Source organism: Acidiferrobacter thiooxydans, from assembly GCF_003333315.1.
Taxonomy (GTDB): domain Bacteria; phylum Pseudomonadota; class Gammaproteobacteria; order Acidiferrobacterales; family Acidiferrobacteraceae; genus Acidiferrobacter; species Acidiferrobacter thiooxydans.
Genome location: NZ_PSYR01000002.1, coordinates 1433406 through 1446695, shown reverse-complemented (window position 1 = coordinate 1446695; position 13290 = coordinate 1433406). Strand labels below are relative to the sequence as shown.

Here is a 13290-nt window from a genome sequence, read left to right as displayed (position 1 = left end):
GGACACTGTCGGGAACACGTCATCGGTTGCGCCTTCCGATCCATAGGTATTGGGGCTCGAAACCGCCAATCGACGAGTAGGCGCGCTTAAGGCCGTGTATGTCGGCGCGTGCTTCTATGACATGGCGTTGACCGGGAAGGACGAGCAGCGGCTGGGTCTTTATGAAGTAGTCCTCGTAGCGATAGATGGCCCTCTTGCCGGATGCGGTGGGGACGGCATCGAGCAAGGCGTCCATGCGACGGCTGCAGTAATGATAGAAGTTGTTGGCCCCGCCACAACCAAAAATGTTGCGCGCGCTCGGATAGACGCTCAACCCCCAGGCGAGGTAGATGGCGTCCCATTTCGTGGCGTCCGGCCCCTGGGTCATGGCCACGATCTCGTTGAAGGGCTTTTCACGCAGGCGCATGTCGATGCCGACCTTGGCGAGCATGTCTTTTATGAGCGTCGGACCGCGGACCTGACCAGGCGGCAGCAGGGCCGTGAACGCGAGTCGATGCCCACCCTTTTCGCGGATGCCATCCGCGCCCCGGTGCCAGCCGGCGGCCCGCAGCAGGCGGCGCGCAAGGCGCGGGTCGTAGGCACCGGTGCGCTCGAGGCGGCGCGCGAGCGGCGAGAGATAGGTAGGTGGTCGCGGCGGGATCGGGCCGTAGTCGCGCACGCCCTGCCCGTAGTACTGCACGCGGATCAGGAGGCGCTGGCGGATGGCATGCATCATGGCCACACGCACACGCGCATCATGCACGAAGGCGATTGCCGGGTTGGCGTAATCGAAGCCCAGGTAATTGAACCCCCATACCGGACCCACCGTACGTTCACGGAAACCCCGGAGGGTGCGGCGCCCGGGGAAGAGCTTGTGGGGAAGATCGGCAATCTGGATCTTACCGGTCTTCAGACCAAAGAAGATCGACTCGGGATTGTGCAGGAAGCGCATGACCAGCCGATGGAGATAGGGCTTATCGGGGCCCGTAAAGCGGTGATTGGGTCCGAAGGTGACATAGCGTCCGGCGACGAAGGATACCAATCGGAAGGGCCCGTCGACGATGCGGAAGAAGCGCGGGTCGGCGAGGTGATCGTAGAGGCCGGTGATCGAGACATGTCGCCAGGCGGCCGCCGGCAGGGGTGTCAGCAGCGCAAGCCCATTCAGAATGAACCAGTGCGGATTGACCGGGCTTTTTAGGGTGATGCGCAGACGGTAAGGACCGAGCACCTGGAACGAGGTCACGTCCGTGGGGATGCCGCCGACTCCGTAGTTGGCGAACTGTGGCCCCAGGCGCTGAATCATATGGTAGGTGTAGGCCACATCCGCGGTCGTCACCGGCGCCCCGTCGGACCACCGCCAATGGCGCCATAGGGTGACGGTGAAAATCCTATGGCCGGGACTGACCGTGATGCGTCGCGCGATACTCAAGGTCTTGTTGATATGGAATCGGCGCGTCACCCATACGAGCGGTTGATAGAGTAGTCCCGCTGCTTGCTGATCGAAGGCCGACGAGATCAGGAGCGGGTTGAAGCCGTTCACCGCCGCCGGCGGCGAGAGCCCCACCCCGGGCACCGTGACCACCGTTCCGCCATGGACCGGATCGAGGATCGGGGCGTGTGTCGCGTGGGCGCTTGCCGCCAACGCGTATAAGCCGCCGCCCAACACCGCCCGTGCTATCCGGTACCGCAAGGCCATGCCTGGCCCCCATCTCGTCATCTTTGCGCATCATGCCAAAGACGTGCGTCCGGCGCGACCATAGGCGACGAAAGGCCCCGGCGCTTAGTCGCCGGTCTCGTGCGCGTAGTCGGGGCAGCGCGCCGCGCCACCGACGATCTTCCTTGGCGTCCGATCCGGTGCGTGTGCCCCGGGACCATCCCACGGCGCGCGCAGATCGTCGCGCGTAAAGCCGTCATGCCGTCCGTTGATGATCATCGGGCGGCGGCTAGTGCAGCGGTCGCCCGGGTTGTGGCGCATATCCTGTCAAAGGCGGGGGGCGAGCCGCCATCGGCGTCCTGATCCCCCAGGAATGCGATACTTCGGGTGTGGTCGTCCTGGTGGCGGGTCACCACAGTCAACAACTCGGTATTATGCCGACATCGGCATAATACCGAGTTGTTGACTATTGTCAGGTTGCGCACCAGATAGGGCTCCGCTTCGTCCTCGGCAATCGGCGGGTGCTTCGCATCGAGGCTATGGTGAGGCAGGGCGCGTTCCGGGGCCGCGCCGACCTCCGCGCCGGTATCGAGGGAGGCAATTGGCCGGGGAGCGGATGTTTTCGGATGATATTATCCAAGGGATTCCGTATCCTATCAGGATACCGTGAACGAACCCGGCCTTTTTGCCCTCCCATTTCCGGACCTTTGGGCCCTGGCCTATGAAGACGAGGATCCCTTGGCGCTCGCCGTGCTCGAGCGGCGTGTGGCCCTCATGCGGGCCCATGACCCCCCATGCCGGATCATGACCGGCGCTACAAGCGGGCGCATAAAGAAGGACTCAACTAAGTAGGCAAGGTCGCGCACGCCTCGGGGCTCGTCGACTAGCGGCGTGCCCGACGGAGATTGGCCGCCGCCTCACGCGCCCTGTCGGCACACAGGTGGTTGCCCTGTTCGCGGGCACGTATCTCGGCCTCACGCATAAGCGCGAGCGCGGTTTTGCGCATCCGTGGATCGCGAAGCCGCCGATGCCACAGGCCGTCTTGCAGCAAGAGGTCTGGCAGCATGAAGTACGCCCCAGTGGTGTCGATAAGCTCACGCGCGCGACGCATGGCCTCCGGGAACCCCGGATCGCCCGCGGCGAGCAGGGCCGCGCATTGGATCGTGGCGCAAAATGCGAGTCCGCTACGCCACATCGTCTCGATGCCCAAAAGCGCGGTGGCCAGGTGGCGGGCGGCATCCTCCGTCCAATCGCCGGCCTCCGCGCGCGTCCACGCCCGATATATCGAGCCCACCGTCGCCCACAACGTGAGCGAGGCCTCGACGCAGACCTCCTCCAGGCGCGCTACGACCCGTTCGGCGCGCCCGAGGTCCCGCTTGAAGAATGCCAGCGCCCCGTGGATCGTGAGCACATAGGCAATGGTGACATGGACGCCGGAATCTTCGGCCTCGCGCTCGAGTTCATCGATCTCCCCGAGGCTTTGTTCCAGGCGCCCCTGGGCGAGGCGGGTGATGGTCCGGTAGGCGCGCAGGCTTACGGCGATGTCCTCGCCGAGGAGCTTGCGACTCAAGGCATGGAACTCGCGCCGGCATTCCCGGATACCATCTTCCAGGGCCGTCGCGGACGCCTCGATTCGTCCTTGCCACAAAAGCGAGACCCCTTGGGCGAAGCGCCCGGCGGCCACGCCAAAGCGCGGTTCCTCGCATTCGTAGGCGGCGTCGGCCAAGGTGTCCGCGGCGCGCTCGGCCTTACGCATGTCGCCAAATCCAAAGGCGTCAAGCCACGCGGCGCGTAACACGAGATAACGTGGCGGGCCGGTCACATCATACCGTTCACAAAGCGCCAGCAGGCGTGCCAGGTTGGCGCGGATGCGCTCGCTCGTAAAGCCCTCCACGCCCCACGCGATGGCCGCGAAGTCGCAGCGGATGGCGAGCTCATGACGCCAGAAGGCCTCGGCATCGATCGATTCCTCGATGGCGTTGAGGGCCGCGGTCAGGTGCAGCAGTGCAGTTTGCGGTGCCAGCAGGGTGGCCGCGCGCCGGGCCGCCAGTCGCCAATAGATGAGGCCCTCACCCAGGTCGCCGCCACGGGTGAAGTGCTCGGCGAGGCGTTCTGGATAGGCCGCGCTCCAGCGCGCATCCTGACTCAGGAGCAGGGCCGCCTTGTGGTGCCAGCTGCGCGCCTGTTCGCGCGTGAGCGTAGCCCGCGCCGCCTCGAAATAGAGCGCGTGCGCAAACCGCGTCTGCCCCTCGTTGTCGCACACCAGGACGCCCGCATCCTTCAACACCCCGCACGACCGCGTGAAGTGGTCTTCCGGGGAGGCCCATAGGCGGGCGAGATGCTCGGACGGGAACGACTGCCCGAGGATGGATGCGGCCTGAGCCAGGCCCGCGGCCGGGCCCAAGGCGTAGATCCGCCCGACCAGGATCTCTTGGAGGGTGTCGGGGATCGGCGTTTGCGCATCGTTCGCGGAGTGCGCCAGATGGGCGATGGTCCTAAGGAACAGCGGCGTGCCGGCAGCCCGCTCGACGATCAATCGCCGCACCCTCACCGGTATCTCGGGGGCGACATCGGAGACGAGCTGTGCGGCCGCCTCCATCGACAGCGGCTTCAAGGAGAGCTCAATGGCGGCGAGCCCGGCTGGCGTCGGCAGCGCGCCGCGTCCACGGGACGCGAGAACGACCAGGCATGGGAGGCGTACTATCTTCGTGATGAAGAGCGCCAGAAGCTCCATCGAGCTGGCGTCGGCCCATTGGACATCGTCGACGATGATGACGCGTGCCACCTCGTTTAGGCCATTGGCGAGAACCTCCAACACACCCTCATACAAGACCTCCTTGAAATCCGCCGTGGCGGTGCGTGTCTCGATCACCGGATCTAAGACCGGTATACCAAGCCACGCCGCCCACACATCCACGAGCCACGCATCGCGTATGCCCCGCTCGCCAAGTTGCGCCGATAATTCCGGATAGGTAAGGGTGTCGCCGTGGCCGCCGAGGATGTCGCGGACGACCTCCGCAATCGGGCCGAGCACGCTCCTTTGATGCTCGGGGGCGCAATGATAATAGCGAACCAGGGTATCCGCGGGGAGATCCTGAACGAAGTGGTGTAGGAGATGGGTCTTGCCGATGCCGGGCTCCCCGTGGACATAGATCAGGGCGCCGCGTCCGGATCTCGCGACCCGCGCCCAGGCGGTGCGCAGCACGCGTCCTTCGATCTCACGGCCGAAGGTTCGCGGTGGGGCATGCGTCAAGGGCGCCGCGCGGGGCTCCATGAGCCGGAAGGCGGCGAGGCCCGCAATCTCCGGCTCGTCGGTGGGGGCGTAATGGAACAGGGTTGCGGCGGCATCGCGGGCGGCCCCCGAGACCAATATGTCGCCGGTACTGCGAAACGCCAGATCATGGGCGGCCCGTGACACGTCGCCCATGATCTGGGGGCTGGTGTCGTAAGTCACGAGGGCCGTGCCGCAGTGGATGCCCAGATCGATCAGGACATCGGGGGCGAGTCGCGATCGGATGCGCAGCGCGCACTCGGCTGCGCGTCGCGCCCCATCCACCTGATCATGAAATCGGACCTCCATCGAGCCGTTGGGATTCAGGAGGGGCAGGCCGCCAAAGAGCCTTGCGATCTCGGCAACCAGGGGATAGTGGCGCACCACCAAGGTCTCGGTATCTTCGCCGGCCTTACGTAAATGGCAGGCCAGCACCGCCACCGTGCCCATATGAAAGGTGGGGGACGGTTCTTCTGCGGTTGGCGAACGATGTGTCACCGGTGCGGCTGGTTGCGTGAGTCGTTTTCGAAAGGCGCGCAAGGCCTCTCCCGGGCGCCGCCCGCGCTCTTCGGCGAGGCGTCGGCTAAAGAGATCCGCATGGGCCAATGCCGTGTTCTCGAGGCCCGATTCGCACAGGGTTTCCATGAAGGCAAGATGCGCGAGTTCGTCGAAGGGTGAAAACCCGATCCATCGGCGCGCGAGGTCCTGGGCCTGTGACAATTCCCCGCGTGCGCGCGCCTCGTTCAATGCCGTATGAAACAGATCGGCGCCGAGGGCCGCGAGCGTGTCGGTCTGGCGGCTGAACCAGGACTGCCAGCGGACATTATCGCGGTCATCATATCCGTACAGTGCGCCGCGCAAGAGGTCCAGGGCGCGTCTGCGATCCTGTCGGCAGCCCGAGGTGGCGAGTGTCCGGAAGGTGCGTGCGTCGAGCTCGTAATGGGGCACATGCAGACCCACGGTGTCGCCCTCTACGCGCAGGATATGTTGGCCGTGGCGGCCGAGCGCGGACTTCAATCCATGGAGCGCCTGACTCAATCGCGGGCGCGAGCGGTCCTTCGCGATCCCCGGCCAGAGCAGCGCGGTCAGGGTGTCGCGCGAGCGCATGTCGCCTTCCATGGCGAGATACACGAGCAGGCGGCGCGCCGCGGGCGGCGGAATGGGGCGATCGCGGCCGTCGACGCGCAGCTGGAGCGGACCGAGGATGGCGATTTCGACAAAGCCGTGGCGATCGCGTCGTTCTCTGGGTTCCCGCATCACTCTTTCAGGGTTCCGATTCCATCGATTACGGGCCAAGATGCTTGGACTGCCGCCCGTCGATACGACCTATCCGCCAGCGGTCGGGTGTTACGGTCTGTCTGAAAACGCAAGCGTATTCCAGGGCCGGGGCATGGATCGATCTCGTGGCAGACTGACTTCTTTCCGATACAGGCATGCTAACACGTTGATACGAAAGGTGTAACAGGCACAATAATCGGCAATAGCAGAGGCGGTATAGTGGCGCCCTTAGACGGTATGGTTTTGGTGCGTAAGCCGCTTTCTAAAGGGCTGCGCGAGACTCGGGGTGGTATCCCGGGCATAGGGATGTGCATACCGGGCGTAACCGGGCGCGATTCTACAGCGGGGATGCGTAGTCTGGCGCCATTTTTCTGGCCTTTTGGCACTAATGCCCATCGCGATCACCTCAAGGACCGCGACTCTTCCCCATCGGCTCGTTTCGGATACGGTTTATGAATAAGGTACCGTTCTTCACGCGACACGCGCGGCCTGTGATATCGCGGGCCCGGGATCGCGACGGCATTGGCGTCCCCGTGGTTGCCGGCACCGGACAAGGACCCGGCCTTTCGGGTGCGGGTCCTGGGCGTCGGGCATCCGGCCCTTGCCTGTTGGCGTTCGAGCCGATCGTCGCGGGGTGCCATCACGAACTCTATGCCCTGGAGGTGCAGGCGCGGCTGGCGCGTGGGCGCGGCGCGGACGCGGTCTGGGATTGTTCCCATGATTGGCTGGCGCGCGCGATCTCGATTGCGATGCGCCGAGGGGCGGATACGCGACTTGCCGTCAATCTGCCCGCGAGCGGGGCAGGCTCGCCCGCGCGCACGATAGCGGCTGTGCTCAATGTCGCGCGCGATACTGGTCTCGCGGCGCGGCGCATCCTGTTTGAGGTCCCGCCCGAGGAATGGGCCGCGCCCCGCCCGACGGCGCTTGCGGTCCTGGCGGATTATCGGGGCGCGGGTTTTCGCGTCGCCGCCGATCACTTTGGTCAGGGGTACGCGGGTCTCGGCGCGCTCGTGGATTTCCAGCCGGACATCATCAAGATCGATCCGTTGCTCGTGCGCGGCATTGACGAAAGTCGCTCCAGGCAGGTGGCGATGAAAGGCATCCTCGCCATCTCTCGTGACCTTGCCATCGATGTGGCGGCCATGGGTGTAGAGACCGCCGCCGAGGCCGCGTGGCTTGCAGATCATAAGGTACGCCTTATGCAGGGCCATTATGTCCGCGCCGCGTTATCGGTCGTGGCGGTTGGGCGTATCGGCCGCTGACGCCCCCGTTCGGATGGGTTTTGGCGCCTCGTCCTGCCGGCGGGATCGCGGGCCCGGTTCCATCCATGGCCTGGGGCCGCCCCGCCTGTGGCCGCCAAGAAGGCTCGTATCATGCGAGGCTTTTCTAGCCCCGGGTGTCTACAGACCCCGCTCGGATCGGGCTGGTGTCGTGGCCCCGGCGGCCACAGGATCCCCCTAAAGCTGCCGTCATAACCGGACGGGCCCAAAGCCCAAGCGGGACCAGGGATGCGATACAGCGCCCCGCGGTTATACCGGGTAGTGCGCGCAAAGGCCCGAGTTCAAGGTGTTTCAGGCCCTGTCAGGCCCGCTTTCGCTGCCATCCCAACCCAAAACCGCGCCCCGCAAGACATACCGCTGTCGTGCCCCTTTACTTAGCTCAAAACATATGTATATTTTATTGACCTGATAAGTCAGCTTTATGTCTTTATGTATAGAATAATTTATTTATGGATGGAACAGATCGGGCGGGGTGCCTTCGGGAAAGGCGCGTGATGCGCAGGCGGGGTCGGGTGGCGGCCGTGAGGAGGTCGCAAACCCGTGATCTCGTGGCTGCCTATCGGGGCAAGAACGCGGCTGCGAAGACGGCATTACGCGTAGGAATCACCGGGGGCGTTGCCCGTAACATCATCAAGGCTGAGGAGAGCGTAGACGCATGAGAGGGCTACAGAAGGCGTTAGCACTGGGACTGGGACTGGCGGTCATGACCGCCGCCTATGCCGCGAACCCGGCGGCGACGCCCAAGCCGGCGAAGGCCGCCAAGGCCGCGACCCACAAGCCCAAGACCGCCAAGCCCAAGGCCGCTTTGGTCAAGGCACGGCTTTTGACCGGGCGCACGCCGCCGCTCGTGGCCGCGCACCCGAAGATGCCGGCGCTCGTGGCCAGCACCTGTTCGGCCTGTCATGGGATGACCGGTATCTCGCCTTTGGGTGAGTTCCCGAACCTCGCCGGTCAGGGCGAGCCCTATCTCGTGAAGCAGATCGAGGACTTCCGCAACCACACACGCGCCGACCCCCTGGCCAAGTCCATCATGTGGGGCATGGCGGCGATGATCCCGCGTCACGAGATCCGCGCGATCGCGCTCTATTTCGCAAGCCAGAAGGGCGCCCCGGGGCAGCCTGCGAACCCGAAGCTCGTGGCCGCCGGGCGCAAGCTCTTCATGGGCGGTGAGATCGCCACCCATCTGCCGGCATGCATGGCCTGTCATGGCGCCACCGGCCGCGGGCTCCTGCCGTGGTTCCCGCGTCTCGCCGGCCAGCATCAGGCCTATATCATCGCCCAGCTCCAGGCGTTCAAGGCCAAGACCCGCACCAATGACCCGCACGCCATCATGCGCACCGTCGCCGGCAAGCTGTCGACTGCGCAGATGACCGCGCTGGCCGCCTACGTCCATACCCTGTAGTGAAGGAGTCCCTGATGGCCCATCCCATGCCCCCGGCCGATGGCCTGACAGGCCGCGCGGTGCTCGTGACCGGCGCCGGCCAGGGCCTCGGCTACGCCGCGGCGCTCGCCTATGCCCGTCACGGCGCCGAGGTCATCCTGCTCGATCGGCAGGTGGCAGCGCTCGAGGCGGTCTATGACGCGATCGTCGCCACAGGTGCCCCGACCCCCATCGCCCACCCGCTCGATCTGGCGGTCGCCACCCCCGCCGACTATGCCGCGCTCGCGGCCGCGCTCACCGATCAGGTCGGACACCTGGAGGGCCTTTTGCACAACGCCGCGGTCCTGGAGATGCTGACCCCGTTGGCCTTCCATCCGTACGACACCTGGACCCACACCCTGCAGGTCAATCTCACCGCCCCGTTCCTGTTGACCCAGGCGTGCCTGCCACTTTTGACCGCGGCCGCCGATGCCGCGGTGCTCTTTACGAGCGATGCCTGCGCCCCCTACCCCAAGGGCTATTGGGGGGCCTACGGCGTGGCCAAGGCCGGGGCCGACAACCTCGCGCTCATGTGGGCCGCGGAGTTGAGCAACACCCCGGTACGGGTTCATGTCCTCGACCCCGGCCCGGCGCGCACCGAGATGCGGTTGCGCACCCACCCCGGGGCCCCGATCGCCTCGTGGCCGACCCCCGAGGCCCTGATGCCCGCCTATGTCGCGCTTATGGCCGCCACCGGCCACCCCTATCGCGGCCAGCGCGTCCAGGCCTGGGAGTGGATGGAGGGGGCGGGTCACCGTCAGGCCTCGTAGGCCTGCAAGACCGGAGTTCAGGCCATGAGGCTGACAGGGATGAAATATCTGACAGGCCGTGACCGCGCGGCACGGCGCAACGACAACGAAGGCTGAGGTAGGAGCATGGGAAAGACGATGAGCGATATGGGTGGTACGGTGGATACAAGCCGCCGACGCTTTTTAACCGTCGCGGCGACCTCCGCCGTGGGGGCAGGTGTCGCGGGGGCGATGGCCACAGTGTTCGTGGAAAGCCTCGAGCCGACCGCGGCCGAGAACGCGGCCGCGTCGACGACCGTCAATCTGGCCCCGATCGAACCCGGCATGCAGCTGACGGTCCCGTGGCAGAAAAAGCCCGTGATCATCGTCAACCGCACGCCGGAGATGCTGGCGAGTCTGCTTGAGGCTGAGAAGAAGAACTTGCTGAAGGACCCCAACTGTACAGTCCCTCAGCAGCCCCCTTACTGCAAGAACATGTACCGGGCGCGCAAGCCCGAGTGGCTGGTGATGGTTCGTATCTGCAATCACCTGTGCTGCATCCCCCATTACCGCCCCAAGAAGGCGTCGGTGACGGCGTGGTGGGTCGGGGGCTTCCACTGCCCCTGCCATGGGTCGATGTACGACCTGTCCGGGCGGGTCATCAAGGGTTCCCCGGCCCCGCACAACATGTGCATCCCCGAGTACCACTACGCGCCGGACGGCAAGTCGGTGACCGTCACCAAGATGTATCCGAAGGCGCATTTATGTTAAGGGCGGCCCATTCGGCGGTCCGCTACACGGATGGCGCATCACAGGCCGCCGTACCGGACCAGGCAAGCGCGGTACTCGCGGATCTTCGAGGCTCTAGAGGTCTCGCGCATCATTGGGACTCGGCCAGCCGGCCGGGTAGGGAGAGAAACGCGGTCCTGGATCGGCCGCTGGCATCGGGCAGGGGTGAACGGATATGAGTAGCAGACTGGCGGACTGGTTCAACGCGCGCTTCCCGGCACGCGACATGATGCGCGAGCACATGACGGAGTATTACGCCCCCAAGAACTTCAACATCCTGTATTACACGGGCTCGCTTTTGCTGCTCATGATCGTCTTGCAGCTCATATCGGGCTTCTTCCTCATGGCCCATTATGTCCCCACGAGCGCGGACGCCTTCAACTCCGTGCAGGGCATCATGTATGACACGAAGTGGGGCTGGCTCATTCGCTACATGCATGTCGATGGGGTGTCTCTGATCTTCATCCTGCTCTACCTGCACATGGGCCGCGGTCTCTTGTACGGCTCCTACCGCAGGCCCCGTGAGCTCCTGTGGATCATCGGGTACATCCTCTACATCCTCATGATGGGCGAGGCGTTCTTCGGCTACGTCCTGCCGTTTGGCAACCTGTCGTACTGGGCCGGACAGGTGATCACCTCCATCATCCATGCGGTGCCGGTCATAGGCCCGGGGCTCACCACGCTCGCGCGCGGCGGCCCGGGGGTGGGGACTGCGACCCTCGAGCGCTTCCTGGCGCTGCATGCGGTGCTGTGGTTTCTCATCATCGCGGCGTTCATCGTGCTGCACATCCTGGCGCTCCATCAGGTGGGCTCGAACAACCCCGATGGCATCGAGATCAAAGACCGCAAGGGCCCAGACGGCGTGCCTGTGGACGGCATCCCCTTCCATCCGTACTACACGGTGAAGGACATCTTCGGGGTGGCGGTGTTTCTCACGATCTTCGCGGCCATCATCTTCTACGCCCCGACCATGCACGGCGTGTTCCTGGAGCGCACCACGTTCTTTCGTGCCAACCCCATGGTGAGCCTGCCGGATGTGACCCCGCCTTGGTATCTCGCGCCCTATTACGCCATGCTGCGCGCGGTGCCGAACAAGTACGAGGGCATCACGCTCATGGTCGTGGCCATCGTCCTGCCGTTCTTCCTGCCGTGGCTCGATCGCTGCAAGGTGCGCTCGAGCCGCTATCGGCCGGTCTATCGGATCATGATCCTCATCATGGCCGTGACCTTCTTCACGCTCGCCTGGGTGGGCGAACAGCCGCCGCTCCCCAAGTACTTCCTGATCGAACGCCTGGGGGCGATTATCTACGTCGGCTTTTATGTCCTGCTGCCGATCATCAGCCGTTTTGAACCGACCCGGCCGGTGCCGGAAAGGGTGCGCTCATGAAAACCCCCCTACGCCTGGCCGTCTTAGGCCCGCTCCTGGCCCTGACCACGGCGGCGTATGCCGCGGTCGCCCCGGTGGCCCCGCCGGCCCCGCCCGCGCTGCCGTTCACCAAGGCCACGGTCATCGCCGGTGCGCAGTTCTTTGCCGATCATTGCAGCGCCTGCCATGCGGTGAGCAACCTGCGTTATAACCGCCTGGCCACGGACCTGGGCATGACCAAGGCCGAGATCCAAAAGACCATCATGTTCCCGGGTGGGGCCAACTACCTGAAGGGCATGAAGCCGGCCATGACCCAGGCCCAGGCCAAGAAGTGGCTGGGGCTGCCGCCGCCGAACTTGAGCCACATGGCCCGTGCCCTCGGCCCGCGCTTCCTCTACACCTATCTCACGTCCTTCTACTGGGATCCGAAGCGCCCCTCGGGCTGGAACAACCATGTGTTCCCGAACGTCGCCATGCCCAACATCCTGGCGCCGTGGGGCGGCATCTACACAAAGACCGGCAAGCTCCTGGTCCCGGGGCGCGAGTCGCCGGCCGTCTATCACCGCCAGGTGGCCGAGGTCGTGGCGTTCCTGCGCTACGCCTCCGATCCCTCGGTGTTCGAGCGCCGTGCCCTCGGCCGCTACGTGATCGGGGTGTTCGTCATCCTCTCGATCCTCGCCTACCTCCTGAAGAAGGATTATTGGCGGGAGGTGTGGGCTGGGAAGGTCCGTAACCCCAAGGCCAAGACCGACTCCTCGCCGTCCACGGAGGGCGGCGACTCCACTCATGCGTCATCCTGGAAGGCGTCCACGACGGCGTCTCCCGATACGGGTCCACACAGCGGACCTTGAACGATTGCTAGCGGGGTTTGCGCACCGGTACGTCCCCCTAGGCGTCCGGTGCGCATTTTTTATCCCAGTGCCGCAAGACCGCGACCCACCCGTAGACCCAACAGCGACTGCCTCCCGGTGTCACGCGCCGCCCGCGCGATACGCCCCGTGTTCTTCCGCACCTCCGGGCGTGCGCCCTTGCCCCTGCCGAAATCCACCAATGCAAGGTGCTGGCCGCAACCGGTGGCCGCCGGCTGTCCGTCATGCGCCCGCGCATCAACCGCCGGCCGAATAACGGCCTTTCCAAGGTCAGACCAGCTGCGCGACCCGCAGCCGGCGTTGGTCGCGTAGGCCCGGCGCCCGCCGCTTACGACCCCAGGAACGATCGAGGATCCACGGGTTAAAGCGAGAAGGAAACCTGGGCGCGCCGTGATGGCCCTCCTTCGCGGTGCTTCCCGATCCTTGGCCCCTTCCGCCGTTTTGCGCCCCATAGGCCGCACAGGGCCTAAGCGTACGCATACCTTGCACGACGTCTTGCCTACATCAGACCGACACACGCACAAAAATGGGCGTATCCTGGCTGGCATATGGCGTTCCTGGTGCGATCTCCCATGCCTGCCGTCGCCGCACGCCCGAGATCGTCATGAGTCCGCGGGCATCCTCTTCCATTGACTGCGATGGTACATATATTGCTA

Annotated in this window: 10 protein-coding genes; 7 read left to right on the top strand and 3 right to left on the bottom strand. The window is 65.1% G+C overall.

Annotation, left to right across the window (positions count from 1 at the left end; all coding sequences use genetic code 11):
- Positions 1 to 19: 19 nt before the first annotated feature.
- Positions 20 to 1696: a peptide ABC transporter substrate-binding protein gene (locus C4900_RS14050; protein ID WP_211306978.1), complete on the bottom strand. Its 1677-nt coding sequence runs from the start codon at positions 1694 to 1696 to the stop codon at positions 20 to 22.
- A gap of 63 nt (positions 1697 to 1759) precedes the next feature.
- Positions 1760 to 1912 carry a hypothetical protein gene (locus tag C4900_RS14045; protein ID WP_211306977.1) on the bottom strand — a complete coding sequence of 51 codons (153 nt, stop codon included), beginning with the start codon at positions 1910 to 1912 and terminating at the stop codon, positions 1760 to 1762.
- A 387-nt stretch (positions 1913 to 2299) separates the two neighbouring features.
- Between C4900_RS14045 and C4900_RS14040 the strand changes: the two genes are divergently transcribed.
- Positions 2300 to 2485, top strand: coding sequence for a hypothetical protein (locus C4900_RS14040; protein ID WP_065970811.1), 186 nt, complete (start codon positions 2300 to 2302; stop codon positions 2483 to 2485).
- 31 nt (positions 2486 to 2516) lie between these two features.
- Here the strand turns inward: C4900_RS14040 and C4900_RS14035 are convergent, their stop codons facing one another.
- Positions 2517 to 6161, bottom strand: a complete 3645-nt coding sequence (locus C4900_RS14035) for an AAA family ATPase (RefSeq protein WP_114283292.1) — start codon at positions 6159 to 6161, stop codon at positions 2517 to 2519.
- A gap of 473 nt (positions 6162 to 6634) precedes the next feature.
- Between C4900_RS14035 and C4900_RS14030 the strand changes: the two genes are divergently transcribed.
- The 6 genes from C4900_RS14030 (at position 6635) to C4900_RS14005 (ending at position 12616) form a co-directional block, all read left to right on the top strand.
- The gene (locus tag C4900_RS14030) at positions 6635 to 7444 is read left to right on the top strand and encodes an EAL domain-containing protein (RefSeq protein ID WP_114283291.1); all 810 of its coding nucleotides are present in this window, start codon (positions 6635 to 6637) and stop codon (positions 7442 to 7444) included.
- 673 nt (positions 7445 to 8117) lie between these two features.
- Positions 8118 to 8864 (top strand): c-type cytochrome, encoded by a 747-nt coding sequence (locus tag C4900_RS14025; protein ID WP_114283290.1) that lies wholly within the window; start codon positions 8118 to 8120, stop codon positions 8862 to 8864.
- A gap of 14 nt (positions 8865 to 8878) precedes the next feature.
- On the top strand, positions 8879 to 9652 hold the full coding sequence (locus C4900_RS14020) for an SDR family NAD(P)-dependent oxidoreductase (protein ID WP_211306976.1): 774 nt from the start codon (positions 8879 to 8881) through the stop codon (positions 9650 to 9652).
- Between the two features lie 105 nt (positions 9653 to 9757).
- Complete coding sequence (gene petA, locus C4900_RS14015; RefSeq protein WP_228579731.1) at positions 9758 to 10381, top strand: ubiquinol-cytochrome c reductase iron-sulfur subunit; 624 nt, start codon at positions 9758 to 9760, stop codon at positions 10379 to 10381.
- Positions 10382 to 10574: 193 nt separating this feature from the next.
- A complete protein-coding gene (locus C4900_RS14010) occupies positions 10575 to 11786 on the top strand; it encodes a cytochrome b (RefSeq protein ID WP_065969658.1) in 1212 nt (403 codons plus the stop codon).
- The gene (locus C4900_RS14005) at positions 11783 to 12616 is read left to right on the top strand and encodes a cytochrome c1 (protein ID WP_114283288.1); all 834 of its coding nucleotides are present in this window, start codon (positions 11783 to 11785) and stop codon (positions 12614 to 12616) included. The genes C4900_RS14010 and C4900_RS14005 overlap by 4 nt, the downstream gene beginning before the upstream one ends.
- Positions 12617 to 13290: the final 674 nt, after the last annotated feature.

Excerpts from the sequence above, each read along its gene's own strand:
- C4900_RS14050 (WP_211306978.1), bottom strand. The coding sequence starts at position 1,696 with ATGACGAGATGGGGGCCAGGCATGGCCTTGCGGTACCGGATAGCACGG.
- C4900_RS14045 (WP_211306977.1), bottom strand. The coding sequence starts at position 1,912 with ATGATCATCAACGGACGGCATGACGGCTTTACGCGCGACGATCTGCGC.
- C4900_RS14035 (WP_114283292.1), bottom strand. The coding sequence starts at position 6,161 with ATGCGGGAACCCAGAGAACGACGCGATCGCCACGGCTTTGTCGAAATC.
- C4900_RS14030 (WP_114283291.1), top strand. The coding sequence starts at position 6,635 with ATGAATAAGGTACCGTTCTTCACGCGACACGCGCGGCCTGTGATATCG.
- C4900_RS14025 (WP_114283290.1), top strand. The coding sequence starts at position 8,118 with ATGAGAGGGCTACAGAAGGCGTTAGCACTGGGACTGGGACTGGCGGTC.
- C4900_RS14020 (WP_211306976.1), top strand. The coding sequence starts at position 8,879 with ATGGCCCATCCCATGCCCCCGGCCGATGGCCTGACAGGCCGCGCGGTG.
- petA (WP_228579731.1), top strand. The coding sequence starts at position 9,758 with ATGGGAAAGACGATGAGCGATATGGGTGGTACGGTGGATACAAGCCGC.
- C4900_RS14010 (WP_065969658.1), top strand. The coding sequence starts at position 10,575 with ATGAGTAGCAGACTGGCGGACTGGTTCAACGCGCGCTTCCCGGCACGC.
- C4900_RS14005 (WP_114283288.1), top strand. The coding sequence starts at position 11,783 with ATGAAAACCCCCCTACGCCTGGCCGTCTTAGGCCCGCTCCTGGCCCTG.